General features: G+C 71.3%; 14 protein-coding genes. 7 read left to right on the forward strand and 7 right to left on the reverse strand.

Annotation, left to right across the window (positions count from 1 at the left end; genetic code table 11):
- The first annotated feature begins 26 nt into the window (after positions 1–26).
- Positions 27–1,163 (forward strand): sensor histidine kinase, encoded by a 1,137-nt coding sequence (locus ACBR40_RS44810; RefSeq protein ID WP_371252657.1) that lies wholly within the window; start codon positions 27–29, stop codon positions 1,161–1,163.
- Between the two features lie 10 nt (positions 1,164–1,173).
- Here the strand turns inward: ACBR40_RS44810 and ACBR40_RS44815 are convergent, their stop codons facing one another.
- Positions 1,174–1,800, reverse strand: coding sequence for a VC0807 family protein (locus ACBR40_RS44815; protein ID WP_344220014.1), 627 nt, complete (start codon positions 1,798–1,800; stop codon positions 1,174–1,176).
- Positions 1,801–2,059: 259 nt separating this feature from the next.
- On the reverse strand, positions 2,060–2,734 hold the full coding sequence (gene leuE / locus ACBR40_RS44820; protein WP_344220016.1) for a leucine efflux protein LeuE: 675 nt from the start codon (positions 2,732–2,734) through the stop codon (positions 2,060–2,062).
- A gap of 151 nt (positions 2,735–2,885) precedes the next feature.
- Here leuE and ACBR40_RS44825 point away from each other — a divergent pair, with 151 nt between their 5' ends.
- On the forward strand, positions 2,886–4,715 hold the full coding sequence (locus ACBR40_RS44825; RefSeq protein WP_371252658.1) for a M14 family zinc carboxypeptidase: 1,830 nt from the start codon (positions 2,886–2,888) through the stop codon (positions 4,713–4,715).
- A 42-nt stretch (positions 4,716–4,757) separates the two neighbouring features.
- Here ACBR40_RS44825 and ACBR40_RS44830 read toward each other — a convergent pair whose 3' ends face one another.
- Both ACBR40_RS44830 and ACBR40_RS44835 read right to left on the reverse strand, forming a co-directional pair.
- The gene (locus tag ACBR40_RS44830; RefSeq protein ID WP_371252659.1) at positions 4,758–5,624 is read right to left on the reverse strand and encodes a sigma-70 family RNA polymerase sigma factor; all 867 of its coding nucleotides are present in this window, start codon (positions 5,622–5,624) and stop codon (positions 4,758–4,760) included.
- Complete coding sequence (locus ACBR40_RS44835) at positions 5,621–5,998, reverse strand: VOC family protein (RefSeq protein ID WP_371252660.1); 378 nt, start codon at positions 5,996–5,998, stop codon at positions 5,621–5,623. Before ACBR40_RS44835 ends, ACBR40_RS44830 begins: the two co-directional genes overlap by 4 nt.
- Before the next feature lie 262 nt (positions 5,999–6,260).
- On the opposite strand from ACBR40_RS44835, the gene ACBR40_RS44840 reads away from it, so the two are divergent.
- Positions 6,261–7,838, forward strand: coding sequence for a chitinase (locus tag ACBR40_RS44840; RefSeq protein WP_371252661.1), 1,578 nt, complete (start codon positions 6,261–6,263; stop codon positions 7,836–7,838).
- Entirely contained in the window at positions 7,835–9,532 is a 1,698-nt protein-coding gene (locus ACBR40_RS44845; protein ID WP_371252662.1) for a fibronectin type III domain-containing protein, read from the forward strand. The genes ACBR40_RS44840 and ACBR40_RS44845 overlap by 4 nt, the downstream gene beginning before the upstream one ends.
- Here the strand turns inward: ACBR40_RS44845 and ACBR40_RS44850 are convergent.
- Positions 9,516–11,111, reverse strand: coding sequence for a molybdopterin-dependent oxidoreductase (locus tag ACBR40_RS44850; RefSeq protein WP_371252663.1), 1,596 nt, complete (start codon positions 11,109–11,111; stop codon positions 9,516–9,518). The two genes, ACBR40_RS44845 and ACBR40_RS44850, sit on opposite strands and share 17 nt — an antisense overlap.
- A gap of 116 nt (positions 11,112–11,227) precedes the next feature.
- Here ACBR40_RS44850 and ACBR40_RS44855 point away from each other — a divergent pair, with 116 nt between their 5' ends.
- Entirely contained in the window at positions 11,228–12,610 is a 1,383-nt protein-coding gene (locus ACBR40_RS44855; protein ID WP_344220030.1) for a hypothetical protein, read from the forward strand.
- On the opposite strand, the gene erm is transcribed toward ACBR40_RS44855, so the two are convergent.
- On the reverse strand, positions 12,599–13,423 hold the full coding sequence (gene erm, locus ACBR40_RS44860; protein WP_371252664.1) for an ErmE/ErmH/ErmO/ErmR family 23S rRNA (adenine(2058)-N(6))-methyltransferase: 825 nt from the start codon (positions 13,421–13,423) through the stop codon (positions 12,599–12,601). The genes ACBR40_RS44855 and erm overlap by 12 nt on opposite strands.
- A gap of 297 nt (positions 13,424–13,720) precedes the next feature.
- Between erm and ACBR40_RS44865 the strand changes: the two genes are divergently transcribed.
- Entirely contained in the window at positions 13,721–14,578 is an 858-nt protein-coding gene (locus ACBR40_RS44865) for a hypothetical protein (protein WP_371252665.1), read from the forward strand.
- 37 nt (positions 14,579–14,615) lie between these two features.
- Positions 14,616–15,761: a DUF6597 domain-containing transcriptional factor gene (locus tag ACBR40_RS44870; RefSeq protein WP_371252666.1), complete on the forward strand. Its 1,146-nt coding sequence runs from the start codon at positions 14,616–14,618 to the stop codon at positions 15,759–15,761.
- Positions 15,762–15,786: 25 nt separating this feature from the next.
- Here ACBR40_RS44870 and ACBR40_RS44875 read toward each other — a convergent pair whose 3' ends face one another.
- Positions 15,787–16,830, reverse strand: a complete 1,044-nt coding sequence (locus tag ACBR40_RS44875) for an AI-2E family transporter (protein ID WP_371252667.1) — start codon at positions 16,828–16,830, stop codon at positions 15,787–15,789.
- Between the last annotated feature and the right edge of the window lie 293 nt (positions 16,831–17,123).

Here is a 17,123-nt window from a genome sequence, read left to right on the forward strand (position 1 = left end):
CGCCCGGCCCCCATAGGCTCGACGACGTGAGAATCCCGCCGTCGATCCGCAGGCAGAGCCGCCGTGAGGTGGTCGTCGACCTGCTGCTCTGGATGTTGCTGTGCGCCTTCGTCGCCGCCGCGGGGCCCGACCCCCTCCGGGACCCGGCCGCGTTCGGGATGGTGACCGGGCCGCGGCTCGCCCTGGCGTCGGCGGTGGTGCTGGTGGGCCGCCGCCGGCCGCTCGTCGCCCTGGTGCTGCTGCTGCCGCTCGGCCCGTGGCGCTTCAGCGAGGGGTTCGCCACCGTGGACCTGAGCTGGCTGCTGCCCCGGACCGGCGTCAAGATCCTCCCGCTGGTTTCGGCCTCGCCGTTCATCATGGGGTACGCCTACCTGACCGGCCGGCGGGAGGGCGCGGCGTGGCCGCCGGTGGCCGCGTTCGGCCTCATCACGGCGGTCGGCGTGGCGGTCGTGCTCGCGGCGGGCGGCGACCTCGCCCTGTGGGTGTCGATGGTGACCGGGCTGGTGGGCACCTATCTGATCCCGTACCTGATAGGGCTGGTGCGGCGGCTGGTGATCCGGCAGCGGGGCCAGGCCAGGCTCTCGGCCGAGGCGCAGGCCCGGCTGCGCGAGCGGGCCAGGATCGCGCGGGACATGCACGACTCGCTCGGCCACGACCTGGCCCTGATCGCGGTCCGGGCGGCCGGGCTGGAGCTGGCCCCCGGCCTGGACCCGGCGCAGGCGCGGGCGGCGGGGGAGCTGCGGGAGGCGGCGGGCGACGCCACCGAGCGGCTGCGGCAGATCATCGGGCTGCTGCGCGAGGACTCCGACGCCGCGCCGCTGGAGCCGGTGAACGAGGACGTGACCGAGCTGGTCCGCCGGGCCAGGGACTCCGGCATGACCATCGACCTCGACGTGGCCGCCGGGCCGGCGCCCGCGCTGGCCGGAGCCGTCGTCCAGGAAGGGCTCACCAACGCGGCCAAGCACGCGCCGGGGGCCGCCGTGCGGATCTCGGTGGGCCCCCGCCGGGTGAGCGTGCGCAACGGGCCCGCGCGCGGCCGGCCGGTCGCCAGGCGGGGCGGCATGGGGCTGGCGGGCCTCGCCGAACGGGCCCGCCTGGCGGGCGGCACGCTCACCGCCGGAGCGGTGGACGGCGGCTACGAGCTCGTGGTCGAACTCCCCTGAACGGCGCCGCTCAGGCGTGCGCGACGTGCAGCCGGCGCAGCACCCGCTTGAACGCCCAGATCGAGAACGCGATCGCCAGCCCGCTGATCACGGCCACCGCCGAGGTGCGCAGGATCATGAACGCGCCGAGCGAGCCGCGCAGGCTCTCGTAGACGGCCAGCGCGATGCTGAGCGTGGAGTTCGTCAGCAGCACGAACGCCCACAGCAGCGTGATCCTGGCGAAGAACCGGCGGATGCGCTCGTGCTTCAGCACCGCCGACGGCAGGTGGATGTAGTCGAGCGTGAGCTTCTGCACCAGCGGCCGGTTGAGCCGCACGGAGGCGAGGAACGCCATGCTGATGCAGATCGTGCCCAGCTCGGGCTGGATGAAGAACCACATCCAGGTGCCGGTCCAGAGCGACACCAGGGCGCGCACGGTGATCGCGAACGCCGCGAGGAACATGGTGGCGGGCACCTTCACCCGCCGGACGAGCCGCCAGGCCACGCCGAGGTAGACCCAGGCGACGGTGGCGATCAGCGCCCACTTGATCCCGAGGACCACCATGGCGAGGTAGAAGACCGCCAGCGGGGCGACCACGGCTTCGAGCAGCTTGGGCGCCGCCTCGCGGGCGAGGGCGCCGAGGCGGGGGAGGGTCACGGGCGGATGGTTCAAGACTGCTCCGCAGATAGGCCGACGATCAGCGACTACCCGGGCTTCGAGGGACCAGGGCTACCCTGATGGACCGCTCGCACTTACCGAGGCGGGCACCGCACCGGCGTCCCGGGAAGCACGCCGGTGGCCTACCGTACCTGAGGGCCGGCGGTGCGACCGCCTCTTTCGACACGCTCCATCTGTGCCCTACCGAACCAGCATGTCCTTGAACCGAACTTTCAGCCCAGTGACTCAGCCCAGTGACTCAGCTCAGTGACGCGGTGGCCAGTTTCGCGCCGAACCCCAGGAAGACGGCGCCGACGCACGAGGTCAGCCCCGCGCTGAGCCGCTTGTGGCTGCGGAACTGGGCGGCCAGGAACGTGCCGCCGAAGATCAGCGACGTCAGGTAGAGAAAACTGAAGACCTGGATCACCGCGCCGAGGATCAGGAACGACAGCGCCGGCGCCGGATAGGCCGGATCCACGAACTGCACGAAGAACGAGACGAAGAACAGGATCGCCTTCGGGTTGAGCAGGCTGATCGTCAGGGCCTTGCGGAACGGCCGCGGCCGGCTCTCCACAGCCTTCTCCACGGCCTCCTCCGCCGCCTTCGCCGGGACTGCCTCGGCGCCTCGCGCCCGCCAGGAACGCCAGGCGTCCCTGATCATCTGGAAGCCGATCCACGCGAGGTAGCCGGCGCCGGCGTACTTGACGACCATGAACAGGACGGCGTTGGAACGCAGGAGGGACGCCGCGCCGGCGGCGGCCAGGAACATCAGCACCGTGTCGCCGACGAAGACGCCGGCCGCGGCCCGGTAGCCCTGCCGGACACCGTGACGCGCCGCGAAGCTGAGAACGTAGATCGAGTTGGGTCCAGGCAGCAGAATGATCAGGAAGGCGCCGATCACGTAGGCCCAGAAATCGGTGATGCCGAAGAACACGTCTCTCACGGTACCGCGAGGGATGGTCCTGACAGTCACCTGTCAGGGATCCGGATGTCCGCAACTTTGGGCCTTTGCGGGAGATCGGTAGATCCTCAGTCTCGGTTCAGGCGCCGGCACCATCCCATCCCGAGCGCCCTAGGAGGACCAGGTGATACGCCGTATCGTCATCCTGCTCGCCGCCCTCTGCCTCGTCGGCCTCACCGGCGTGACGGGCGTGGGGGCGGCCGCCGAGCCCCCGCCCAACAAGCAGTACCGCGTGCAGGGGCCGTCCGACGCGCAGCAGCGCAGCGCCGTCGCCGCCACCGGCGCGGCCATCGAGGAGGTGGCCACCGGCTCCGTGCTGGTCACGGCCACCACGGCCGAGGTGGCCGCCATCAGGAAGCTCGGCTACCGGGTCGTGGAGGTGCCCCGGCCGGCGACGCCGTCCAGCGTCGAGGCGTTCGACTTCCCGCCCGCCGACTCGGCGTACCACAACTACGCCGAGATGAACGCCGAGATCAACGCCCTGGTCGCGGCCCATCCGAACATCGTCAGCCAGTCGACGTACGGGACCTCGTACGAGGGCCGCGCCCTGCGCCTGGTCAAGATCAGCGACAACGTCGGCACGGACGAGGCCGAGCCCGAGGTGCTGTTCACCGCCCACCAGCACGCCCGTGAGCACCTGACGGTCGAGATGGCGCTCTACATCATGCACCTGCTCGCCGACAACTACGGCACCGACTCCCGGATCACGAACCTGGTCAACACCCGCGAGATCTGGATCATGCCGGACCTCAACCCCGACGGCGGCGAGTACGACATCGCCACCGGCAGCTACCGCTCCTGGCGCAAGAACCGCCAGCCCAACTCGGGCTCCTCGGCCGTCGGCACCGACCTCAACCGCAACTGGGCCTACAACTGGGGCTGCTGCGGCGGCTCCTCCGGCACGACCTCCAGCGAGACCTACCGCGGCCCGAGCGCCGAGTCCGCCCCCGAGGTGCGGGCGACGGCCGACTGGGTGCGCAGCCGCGTCATCGGCGGCGTGCAGCAGCTCAAGTCGCACATCGACTGGCACACCTACAGCGAGCTGGTGCTCTGGCCGTACGGCTACACCCTGAACAACACCGCGCCCGGCCTCACCCAGGACGACCGCGACGCGCACGCCACGCTCGGCCAGAACATGGCCTCCACCAACAACTACACCCCGCAGCAGGCCAGCGACCTCTACATCACCGACGGCACCATCGACGACTGGCTGTGGGGCCAGTACAAGATCTTCAGCTTCACGTTCGAGATGTACCCGACCGGCGCCAGCCCCGGCTTCTACCCGCCCGACGAGCAGATCGTCCCGCAGACCACGCGCAACCGGGAAGCCGTGCTCCGCTTCCTCGAATACTCCGACTGCGTCTACCGGATCATCGGCAAGGAGAGCCAGTACTGCGGCACCGGCACGCCGCCGCTGACCGTCTACTCCGACACGTTCGAGACCGCCACCGGCTGGACCGTCAACCCGGCGGGCACCGACACCGCCACGGCCGGCCAGTGGGAGCGGGGCGACCCGCAGGACACCACGTCCTCGGGCGCCAAGCAGCTCGGCACGACCGTCAGCGGCACGAACGACCTGGTGACCGGCCGCCTCGCGGGCAGCGCCGCCGGTGACTACGACGTGGACGGCGGCGTCACCACGATCCAGTCCCCACCGATCACGCTGCCGTCCTCGGGCACGCTCAGCCTCTCGCTGTCGTGGTACCTCGCGCACGGCTCGAACGCCTCCAGCGCCGACTACCTGCGGGTCCGCGTCGTGGGGAGCTCGACCGCGACCGTGCTCAACCAGGCGGGCGCGGCCTCCAACCGCAACGGCGCGTGGGCCACGGCCACCGCGAACCTGAACGCCTTCGCCGGCCAGACCGTCCGTGTCGTCGTGGACGCCGCCGACGCCGGCACCGCCTCCCTGGTCGAGGCCGGCATCGACGACGTCAGGATCACCCAGCAACCCTGACCTGCCCCTGCCTCCCGCCGTACGGTCCCGTACGGCGGGAGCTCAGTCCAGGTGGATCGCCGCGAGCTTGGCCGGATCGACGACGATGTGGATGCCGGTGATCCGGCCGCCGCCGACGGCGAAGGCGATGACCGAGAGTGGGGTCCCGTCGGCACGCCACGACATGTGGCCGGGAACGCCGTTGACCAGCACCGCCCGCTGGCGGGCGACCTCGCCGGCGAACCTGCGGGCGCCCGCCGCGACCTCGGTGGCGCCGAGGGTGACGACCACGCCGCCGGGGGTGTCGACGGTAAGCCGCACGTCCGGGTCGAGGACGCGCAGGAGCGCCTCGAAGTCGCCGCCGACGGCGGCCGCGCGGAACGCCTGGACGACCTCCTGGTGCTCGCGGCCCCCGCCGGCCGGCCGGTCCGCGCCCCGGATCTTGCGGCGGGCCCGGCTGGCGATCATCTTGGCGGCGTCGGCGGACTTCCCCAGGATGTGGCCGATCTCGTGGAACGGCACCGCGAACATGTCGTGCAGCACGAACGCCAGCCGCTCACCCGGGGTGAGCGAGTCGAGCACCACGAGCAGGGCGAAGCCGACCGAATCGGCCAGCGCCACCTGCTCGTCCGGCGCGGGTTCGCCGGCGGGCGTCACCACGAGGTCCGCGAACTCGTGCCCGTACGTGGTCTCGGGGCGGGCCTGACGGGACCGCAGCACGTCGAGGCTGATCCGGCCGACCACCGTGGTCAGCCACCCCGCCAGGTTGCCGATGGCCGCCTCGTCCTGGCGGGCGAGGCGCACCCAGGCTTCCTGGACCACGTCCTCGGCGTCGGCGTGCGAGCCCAGCACGCGGTGGGCGAGGGCGCGCAGCCGATCGCGCTGGGCCTCGAACGCCTCGGTCACGGCACCGGACGGGCGCGCGGTCACGGCTTGCGCTGCTGGCGGAGCGAGATCCGGTTGCCGTCGGGATCCACCGCCTCGACGCGGACCCCGAACGGATAGTCCTCGGGCTCGGTCCCCTCGAAGGTGACGCCGCGCGAGCGCATGATCTCGAAATCCTTGCGCAGGTCGTCGGATTCGAGGATCACCGGGCCTGGCACGCCGCCCGGCAGCCCCGTGCCCGCCGCGTGCGGCCACAGGAGGATCTGCACCGGGCTGCCGGGCACGCCGACGGTGAGGAACCGGCCGTCGGGCCCGGTGACGTCGATCCGCTTCTCCAGCCCGAGTCCTCCGGCGTAGAACTCCAGCGCGCGGTCCTGGTCGGTGACGTAGATCGTCACGTACATGATGGCGGTCAGCATTCCTGTCCTCTTTTCACTCGTCGATCCCATGACGAGCGCCGGCGGAAGAAGGTAACAGGGAGCCTGCCTTTTTTGGGTCTTGTAAGGGCGAGGTGTCAAGGCTACGATCGGCCCACAACTCTTAGGAAACTTTCCTAACAGTAAACGACCGACCGGACAAAACCTTACAGCCCCCGCAAACGCGTGGCTCGTGCCGTACGGCTCGCTCTCTCACCCCCCGGCGCGAGGCGTACGGCACGTCACCCCCCGTAAGGAAGAGCCCGTGAGACACCGCGCGACCCTCCTGGCGTTCGCGAGCCTCGTCCTCGCCCTCATCGCCGCCCCTGCCCCCGCCCACGCCGCCACGGCGACGGCGACCTTCACGAAGGTCTCCGACTGGGGCTCCGGCTTCGAGGGCAAGGTCACCGTCACCAACGCCACCACCACGGCCATGAACGGCTGGAACGTGCAGTTCGACGTCCCCGCCGGCTACTCGATCCCGTCCGCGTGGGACGCGGTCATGACGAGGAGCGGCCAGCACTACACCTTCACCAACCCGTCCTGGGCCCCCGCACTCCCCGCCGGCGGCAGCGCGAGCTTCGGCTTCAACGGCAGCCCCGGCGGCTTCCCCGGCATCACCGGCTGCACGCTCAACGGATCACCCTGCGGCGGCGGCGGACCGTCACCCGGGGTGCCCGGCAGGCCGGGCGCCGCCTCCGCCACCTCCACGGCCGGCTCGATCACCCTCACCTGGGGAGCGTCCTCGGGCACGGTCACCGGCTACCGCGTCTACGAGGGCGCCACGGTCAAGGCCACGGTCAGCGGCACGACCGCGACGATCTCCGGCCTCGGCGCCTGCGAGAGCCACACCTACACGGTCAAGGCGTACAACGGCCAGGGCGAGTCGGCGGCCGGCGACCCCGTGACCGCCACCACCACCGGCTGCACGGGAAGCGGCGGCACCCTGCCGAAGCACTTCCTCACCGGCTACTGGCACAACTTCGTCAACGCCGCGACCGAGCTCAGGCTCTCGGCCGTCCCCGCCGAGTACGACCTCGTCGCCGTCGCGTTCGGCGAGGCCACGGCCACGCCGGGGCAGGTCGCCTTCGCCGTGGACGCCGGCCTGTCGGCCGCGCTCGGCGGCTACACCGACGCCCAGTTCAGGGCCGACGTCCAGGCCCTGCACCAGCGGGGCAAGAAGGTCATCCTGTCCGTGGGCGGCGAGGCCGGGCGGGTGCAGGTCGCCGACGCGGCCGCCGCGACCCGCTTCGCCGACTCGGTGTACGCCCTCATGCAGAGCTACGGCTTCGACGGCGTGGACATCGACCTGGAGAACGGCCTCAACGCCACGTACATGGCCCAGGCGCTCCGGTCGCTGCGCGCCAAGGCCGGCGCCGACCTGATCATCACGATGGCCCCGCAGACCATCGACATGCAGAGCACCGGGATGGAGTACTTCAAGCTCGCCCTGTCGATCAAGGACATCCTCACGGTCGTCCACACCCAGTTCTACAACTCCGGTTCCATGCTCGGCTGCGACCAGGCGCAGGCGTACACGCAGGGGACCGTCAACTTCATGACCGCGCTGGCCTGCATCCAGCTCGAGAACGGCCTGCGCCCCGACCAGGTGGCGCTGGGCCTGCCCGCCGGGCCGGGCGCGGCGGGCGGAGGCGTGGTCGCTCCCGCCCTCGTCAACCAGGCGCTCGACTGCCTGGCTCGGCGTACCAATTGCGGATCTTTCGTGCCGCCCCGTGCGTACCCGGACATCCGGGGCGCGATGACCTGGTCCATCAACTGGGACGCCAGCGCCAACTGGTCCTTCAGCAAGACCGTCAAGCCGCACCTTCAGGGAATGCCATGAGATTTCGCAGCAGACTCGCCGCATCGTTCGCCTGCGCGGTCCTCGCGCTGACCGGCGCCGGCCTCCCGGTCGCCCACGCGGAAAGCCAGACGGCCGGCCAGAGCGCCCGGCTGCTCGCCGCCGCCTGGGCCCCGTGGACCGCCTACGCCACCGGCGCGGTCGTCACCTACAACGGCGTCGACTACGTCTGTCTCCAGGGCCACACCTCCCAGCCCGGCTGGGAGCCGCCGAACGTCCCCGCCCTCTGGAAGGTCTCCACCGGCGGCGGCACCGACACGACCGCGCCGTCCACGCCCGGCAACCTCCGCTCGACCGGCGTCACCAGCAACAGCGTCTCGCTCGCCTGGAACGCCTCCACCGACAACGTCGCCGTCACCGGCTACAACGTCTACCGGGGCGGCAGCCTGGTCACCACCGTGACCGGCACCACCTACACCGACACCGGCCGCGCCGCGAACACCGCCTACACCTACACCGTCCGCGCCCGCGACGCCGCCGGCAACCTCTCCGGCGTCAGCAACTCCGTGACCGCCACCACCTCGGGCGGCAACACCGGCGCCCCCGGCCAGCCCGGCACGGTCAGCACCTCGGTCACCAACTCCAGCGTCTCGCTGAGCTGGGGCGCCTCCTCCGGCACGGTCACCGGCTACCGCGTCTACGAGGGCTCGACGCAGAAGGCGCAGGTCACCGGCACGTCCGCGACGATCTCCGGCCTCGGCGCGTGCACGACCCACACCTACACCGTGAAGGCGTACAACTCGGCGGGCGAGTCGGCCGGCCGTGACGCCACCGCCACCACCAGCGGCTGCACCGGCAACCCGGCGAAGATGGCCGGCGCCCCCTACCTCTACATGGGCTGGGGCAACCCGCCCAACCCGGCCACCGTCATGGACGCGACCGGCGTGAAGTCGTTCACGATGGCGTTCATCCTCTCCAGCGGCGGCTGCACCCCCGCCTGGGACGGCAACCGCCCGCTGACCGGCGGCGCCGACCAGCAGGCGATCAACACGATCAAGTCGAAGGGCGGCAGCGTCCAGATCTCCTTCGGCGGCTGGCAGGGCAACAAGCTCGGCCCCAACTGCGGCAGCCCCGAGGCGTTCGCCGGCGCCGTGCAGCAGGTGATCAACGCCGTCGGCCCGGCGGTCGTCGACTTCGACATCGAGAACACCGACGAGTTCGAGAACTACACCGTCCAGGACCGCATCCTGAACGGCATCAAGATCATCAAGGCCAACAACCCGAACGTCAAGGCCGTCGTCACCTTCGGCACCACCACGACCGGCCCGAACGCGCACGGCGTCCGCCTGATCAACCAGGCCAGGGCGCTCGGCGTGCCGATCGACAACTTCACCATCATGCCGTTCGACTTCGGCAGCTCCAACATCTACCAGGACACCGTCAACGCCTCCGAGGGCCTGAAGAACGCCCTCAAGAACGCCTACGGCTGGACCGACGCCCAGGCGTACGCGCACATGGGCATCTCGGGCATGAACGGCCTGTCCGACCAGCAGGAGCTGACCACCACCGCGGCCTGGACGCAGATCCGCGACTGGGCCAAGTCCAAGGGCCTGACCAGGCTCGCGTACTGGGCCGTCAACCGCGACCGGGGCTGCCCCGGCGGCGGCGTGACGTCCAACTGCAGCGGCATCTCCCAGTCCGACTGGGACTTCACCAGGATCACCGCCGGTTTCTGACCAGCTGCGTCGGTTTGAGCGGCACGCCGAGACCCGGCGGCCGGTAGACCGGCAGGGCCTCGCCGTACTCGCGCATCCAGGCGTGGTCCACCAGCAACCGCATGCGACCGTCCGCGGCCCGGCCGGCAGGCCCGGCCGCGGACGGTCGCCCGCCCAGCCTGGCGACCGCCGCGCCCACCAGCTCAGGGCTCGGCGGCGCCAGGTCGCAGTGGTCGTCCGGCCCGATCAGCAGGTCCACGTCGGGCGGCAGCGGATAGATCGGCCGGGGAAGCGCCAGCACACGCGGCGGCGGAGCCATCGGCCAGCCGTCGCGCACCGCCTCCAGCAGCACCGACCGCGACGTGCGGCGCGCGAACAGCCCTTCGGCGAGCGCCCAGCTCAGCGCCCCCACGTCCGAGCGGTCCTCGCCGCAGGCGTGCAGGCACAGGTACGGCACCAGCGGGATCCCCGCCGTGCCCACCTGGGCCCACCCGCCGCCGCACCCCGTCAGCACCAGCAACGCCAGCATCGCCCGGTAGGCGGTGTCGGCGTGCGGCGTGTCCAGCCGGCCCGGCACGATCACGCACCGGCCGTCCGTCTTCTCGGCCGTCACCCCCAGCTCACGGGCGATCTTCACCGCCCGCGAGGCGGGCACCCCCGTGCACGCCTCCTGCCAGGCCGGCGTGTACGGCTCCGCGCGGTCGCCGTACCCGTCGGGCCACCGCCCCGGCAGACCTGGCCTGGTCACCCCGTAACCGGCCAGCAGCAGGTCGAACACCGTGGTCAGCAGCTCATCCCCGTCCCGCAGCACCGGCACGCCGCGCCGCAGCACGCCCGGCCCGTCGTCGAAGCGCGGCAGCAGCACCTCCACCGCCTCGCCCGGCCCCTCGCGGTCGTACAGGCTGAGCCGGTCGCACACCTGCCCCGTCGCCTCGCCCGGCACGTACGCGCCCTCCCGCTCCCGCAGCCGCACCAGGAACGGCAGGTCCGTGAACTCCGCCGCGTGCCCGTCGAACGGCGTGCGGTCCAGGAAGAACTCCTTCAGCAGCACGTGCCCCATGGCCATCGCCAGCGCGCCGTCCGTGCCCGGCCGCACCACCAGCGTCTCGTCCGACAGCCGGGTCGGATGCGTGCCGATCGCGACCACCTTCTGCCCCTTGTACCGCCCGGCGATCACCCAGGGCGTGTCCGCGGTCCGTGCCAGCCGGTTGTTCTCCCCCCACAGCAGCACGTACGCCGCCCGCGCCCACTCCTCCGCCCGCGGCGCGCCGCCGAACCGCCCGCCGAGCACCTGCTCGGGCGCGCACGGATGCTCGGTCAGCACCGCCCCGCCCAGCCCGCCCACCAGCTCCGCCAGCGGCGAGGTCGCCAGCGCCGCCACCCGGTCGCGACCGTGCTCGGCCGCCGTGTGCACAATGGCCGCCGCGGCTATCTCGGCGGCGGTGCCGTCGTCGAGCGGAACCCGCCGCTCGCCGCGCGTTCCGGCGTACTGCTGAGAGTTGCCTGTGAGTTTCGCCCACGCCGCGACGGGGTCGGGCAGCCCATCCCTCACCTCGAAATAGAGCCTGACCAGTGCCTGGTTGACCTGCGATCCCCCCATGCAAAAAGTTGAACACACAGCGTGAGGTCGTATCGCGATACGTGTCGGCATGTCGGGGATAAGAATCGGAAGCCCAGGTGGCAGCACCCGGATTGATGCGGCAGGCTAGTCCCGCCATGGATTACGCAGTCCTCACGGGGATCGTCCTCGTCGCCGGTGTCCTGTCCGCCCTCGTCGCGCAGTGGCGCGACTGGCGCCCGCCGCTCGCCGTCGCCATCGCGGTCGGCATCGCCGTGCGGGTGCTCATCATGTACACCTCGGCGATCGACTCCTGGCAGCCCGTCGACTTCGTCGAGAGCTTCAAGCCTGCGGGCGAGGCGGTGCTCCGTGGCGAGGACCCCGTGCTGGCCAGCGAGGGCGGCTGGCACTTCCTGCCGACCATCCCCTACGTCTACGGCATCCTGCTCTGGCTCGGCATCCCCTGGGAATACGCCGGTCGCCTGGTCACCGTCGTCGCCGACATCGTGCTCATCCCGCTGGTCGCCAAGCTGGCCGGCGGCCCCAAGGCCAACCTGCGCGCCCTCCAGTACGCGCTCAACCCGCTCGCCCTGCTCGTCGCCTGCGTGCACGGCCAGGTCGAGCCGGTGGCGCTGGTGTTCGGCGTGGCCGCCTTCGTGGTCGCCCGCGGCCCCGGCGCGCCCGAGCGGCCCGGCATCACCACCGATGTCCTCGGCAGGGCGCGGGCCGGCCTGGCCGCCCACGGGCTGAAGGCCGCGGTCGTGCGCGTGCTCGGCCCCGGCGGCCTGCTGCACTCCGCGCTGAAGCCCGGCCCGGACGACCGCGCCCACCTCAAGCGCGGGGCGCTCGCCGGCGTGCTCATGGGCCTCGCCCTGTGCGCCAAGAGCTGGCCCATCTGGCTGGTCCCCGGCATGCTGCTGCTCCTGCCCAGCCTGCGCTCGCGCATCGCCGCGCTGTTCACCACCGGCGTCGTGCCGGTGTTCTTCTTCGTCACGCTGCCGGTCTTCGCCGGCACCGCGATCGACGAGCTCCCCAAGGTCATCGACACCATCCGGTCCATCCGGCCGATCGTCGGCGAATACGGCTGGACGCCGTGGTTCACCGGCGGCGACTGGGCACTCCGCGACGACCTGGCCTCGTTCGGCACGAACCTCATCTACGTCTGCGTGGTCGCGGCCGTCCTCCTCTGGCACCGGGCCGACCCGATCGACATGACCACCGCCATCCTGCTGATCTTCATGGTGGTCACGCCGCGCCTCGGCGCCCAATATCTCCTGTGGTTCATGCCGTTCCTGGTCGCCCGGCCCACGCGGTTCGCCTGGCCGGCCATCATCGCCGTCTCGCTCTGGACCGGCTACGGCTACCTCTACATGACCCAGTTCGACACCGACACCTGGTGGCACCTGCACTCGCTGTGGTCGCGCGCCTCCATCGTGCTGCTGCCGATCCTGCTGCTGGCCATGCCGTGGGGCCGCCGCGACGCGACGGCCCCCACCCTGCCCCGCTCGCCCGAGCAGGCCAAGGTCACCTCAGTGGCATAGCCGCTCCCACAGCGTCACCCACCGGCCGGGGTGGACGTGGCCCACGACGGCGTCGCGGTCCACCCCCGCCGCACGCAGCGCGGCGTCCACCCCTTCGTAGCGGGCGCGCAGCGAGGCGCGCACCGACCCGCCGGCCCCGCCGAAGCCCAGCTCCACCAGCTCCTGCCAGGAGCGGCGGCTCTGGACGAGCGGCTCAGGCCGCCGCCGGATCAGCAGGATCGCCGAGTCCACCGACGGCACGGGACGGAAGCTCTCCCTGCCGACCGTGTCGCCGAGCCGCCAGTCGAACCACGGCCACGACTCCACCGTGACCAGGCTCCAGCGGCCGTAGTCGCCGGTCCGCTTGCGGGCGTACTCGCGCTGCGTGAGCAGCGTCGCCCCGGTCAGCCCCGGCGCCCGCAGACACCAGTCCACGATCCGCGACGTGGCCGCGTACGGGATGTTGCCCGCGACCGCGAACGGCTCGCGCGGCGCCCGCGCCGCCGTGAAGTCGCCCCTGACCACGTCGATCCGGGGGTCGGAACGGGTGCGCGCGGCCAGCCGCCCGGCCAGCAGCGGATCGAGCTCGTAGCCGAGGACGCGGGCCCCCGCCTCCGCCAGCGCGAAGGTGAGCGCCCCCTCTCCCGGCCCCGGCTCCAGCACCAGCCCCTCCGGGGCGGCGGCCTTCACGACCAGATCGACGGCATGCCGGTCCACCAGGAAGTTCTGCGAGAGCGTGCGCCGCGCCCGATCCCGGGGCGTACGGCCGCCGCCGCTGTTCCTGGCCTTCTTCTGAGTGTGTGAATAGTTTCCGTGTGCGAAATTCTGCGCCACAGCACTGCCCTTTCGGGTCCTCGAGAGTGAACGGGTCTCGAAGGGCCCTGGGCACGCGTGCGGACGCGCTGCCTCAGCTCGTGTTCGACGCGTCCGCTAGCGGGCCAGAGCCCGGCCGCGGCGGATGCGGATGAAAACCTGGCAGCAGAACATCGAGGTCATGGCGCCACCCTAGGAGCGCCCCTCGCGGCCGGGCAACGCAATTTCCGGTCCGCCGCCCGCGTCCGATTCCGACAAGAACGCGGCGAGAGGCGGCGGCTAGCCTCCAACGGATCCGCCGACGAGAGGACCTTGACGATGGACGTGCTCGACCGCGCCGAGAACTACCTGCACCTGAACGCCAGGCTCCTCGACCGGCTGCGCTTCGCCGCGCTCTTCCGCGACGGCGACCCCCGGCGGGTGCTGGACACGCTCCGCTGCTACCAGAACCCCGACGGCGGCTTCGGCCACGCCCTCGAACCCGACCTGCGCGGCCCCGGCAGCCAGCCCGAGCCGGTCGAGGTGGCCTTCTGGATCCTCGACGAGCTGGACGCCTTCGACTCGCCCATGGTGCCCGCCGCCTGCGACCACCTCGCCCGCGTGACCACGCCCGACGGCGGGGTGCCGTTCGTCCTGCCCTCCGTGCGGAACGACCCGCGCGCGCCCTGGTGGCAGACCGGGGACGACCCGCCCGGCAACCTCGTGCCGACGGCGTCCATCGCCGGGCTGCTCCACAAGCACCGCGTCACCCACCCGTGGCTGGCCCCCGCCACCGCGTTCTGCTGGTCCGCGATAGCCGCCGTCACGCAGCCGAGCCCGTACGAGGCCCGCGCCATCGTGACCTTCCTCGACCTGACACCCGAACGCGAGCGTGCGGAACGCGAGTTCGCGCGGCTGCGCGAGGCCATCCTCGCCACGGTCGCCTTCGACCCCGACGCGCCCGGCGCCGTCCACTTCCCGCTGGACTTCGCCCCAGCCCCGCTCCGGCTGCCGCTCTTCGGCGAGGACGTCCTGGACCGCCACCTCGACGCCCTCCTCGCCCGGCAGTCCGCCGACGGCGGCTGGACCGGCAACTGGCAGATGTGGACCCCCCTGGTCGAACACGAATGGGGCGGTTACGTCACGGTCCACACCCTCAGGACCCTCCACGCGTACGGCCGGCTCCCGTCCTCCTGACACGCTTCCTGTCGGAGCCGTCCCGTACGTTGAACGCATGTACGAGGAACGGCCGCCGGCACCCGACCTCGCCGCCCGCGTCGCCTGCCACTGGCACCAGGTCAGCGAGTCGAGCAGCACCCAGCTCGTGGTGCCCGACGCCTGCGTGGACCTCATCTGGGGCCCCGGCGGCCTGTTCGTCGCCGGTCCCGACACCGGCCCCATGCCGACGGAGATGGCGGCCGGAGACGTCTTCGTCGGCATCCGCTTCCGCCCTGGCGCGGCCGCCGACCTCTTCGGCGTCCCCCTCCACACCCTCCGCGACCAACGCATCCACCTGTCCGACCTCCCACCCGCAGCCCTCCTCGCCCCCCTCGACCCCACCGCCCTCCTCACCTCCTCCACCACCGCTCACCCCGCCGCCCTCCACGCTTCCGTCAACAGGCCTGACCCCGCCGCCCTCACCACCGCTGACCCAGCCGCCCTGAGCGCCTCCTTCACCACGCCCCACCCCCGGCCGGCTCTCCAGACAGAGTCGGCCTCCTCCGCCACCCGCACCGCACCCGACCTCGCCGCCAAGCACGCCGCCCTGGCCGCCGCGACCCGCACCCTGCTGACCCACCTGACCACCCCCGCCCGCTCAACCGCCGCAGCCCGCTCGACCGCCTCCACCCGGCCGACCGATCCTGCCGACCACTCGACCGACTCGGCCCGCTTGACCAACCCCACCCGGCTGGCCAGCCACGCCGCCCGCTTGACCGACTCCGCCCAGCCGACCGACACCGTCACCCACTTGATCGACTCGGCCCGCTTGATCAGCCCCACCCGGCCGACCGACCCCGCCACCCGCTTGACCGACTCGGCTCGCTTGACTAACTCCGCCGCCCAGCTGGCCGACCCCGCTGCCCCGTTCATCGCCCGTGCCCTGCGGCTCGGCCGGTCGGTGTCAGAGGTGGCCCGCGACCTCGGCCTCAGCGAACGCCAGCTCCACCGCCGCAGCCTGACCGCCTTCGGCTACGCCCCGAAAACCCTGCAACGCATCGTCCGCTTCCAGCGCGCCCTGCGCCTGGCCCGCGCCGGCGTCCCGCTCGCCACCGTCGCCGCCGAAGCCGGCTACGCCGACCAGGCCCACCTCTCCCACGAGGTCAAACGCCTGAGCGGCGTCTCCTTGCGCACCCTGGCCCCACCCAACCCGCACCCATAGCCCGCCGGTCGCGCCCCCACCGACGTCATCCGTCCTGCGGCAGCTTGCCTGACACCAATGCCGCCGCCCACTTCGCACTCGGATCGCTGTCGATCAGCAACGCCCGCGCCAGCAAACTCAACGGAATGGCCAGAATCGCACCCAGCGGTCCGAGCACGAACGTCCACAACAACAACGACATGAACGTCATCGTCGTCGAGAGCCCCACCGCGTCCCCCAGGAACTTGGGCAGGATGAACGACTGCGTGACGACGTTGATGACGACGTAAGCGATGATCACCAGCACCATCGTCTTCACCCCGCCGTCCAGCAGCGCCAGCATCGCGGGCGGCAGCAGCCCGATCACGAACCCCACGTTCGGGATGTAGTTGGTGATGAGCGCCAGCACCCCCCACAGCAGCGGAAGCGGCACGTCCAGGATGGACAGCGCGATGACGTCGAGCACCGCGTTGAGCAACCCGAAGATCGTGGAAACGATCAGATACCGCCGCGTCTTGTGCGCGAACATCGCCAACGCCGTCACCAACTGCCCCCGGTTGCGCATGCCGGCGGCGAGTATCTTCGCCGTCACCGGCGCGTCCAGGCACATCGCCAGCAACAGCACCACGATGAGGAACAACCCCGTCAGGGCTCCGACCAGGCTCCCCAACAGGGTCTGCGCCACCCCCAGCAGAGCGCCGGGATCGAACGCCCGCAGCGCCCGGCTGAGCACGTCGTTGCTGAGCCCGTACGAGGCCGCCTGCTTCTGCGCCTCCGCGAGCAGCTGCTGGAACTGTTCGGTGTAGCTGGGAAGCAGCGAGGTGAGCTGCATGATCGAGATGGTCAGGATGCCCACCATGGCCAGCAGCACCATCACCACGATGAGGAAGGGCACGGCGACCTGCAGCCAGGCGGGCGCCTTCTTGGCGGCGAGCCAGCTGCGCACGGGCGCGACCGCGATGACGAGGACCAGGGCCAGCACGACAGGCCCGATGATCGAACTGACTTCGCGCAGGCCGAACAGGGCGACCACCGCACCGGCGATGCCCACGAGAATGATGAGTGCCCTGGGCAGGGGTTGATCTCGCACGCCCGGTTCCTACCCCGAGCCCGTCGAAGGAGCCGTCGATTTGACGGTTGCGAGGACCGTACATAGAGTTCACCAGTCCCGAGAGGACGGCACTGATCGCCGACCTCACTTCGGGGACGACCTCCAGACACCTCCGCTTCGGTGGACGTACTCGTCCATGCGAATCGGCTGGTAAGTTAGAGGGGTTGCCCCGGAAACGGGGCGCGGATTAATTCCAGCAGGTCGAGCAAGTCCGGTCAATTTGACAGAGACTTGAACGGCTGAAAGAATTAAGACACAACGAAGACGAAATG

Source organism: Nonomuraea sp. AD125B, from assembly GCF_041402765.1.
Classification (GTDB): Bacteria; Actinomycetota; Actinomycetes; order Streptosporangiales; family Streptosporangiaceae; genus Nonomuraea; species Nonomuraea bangladeshensis.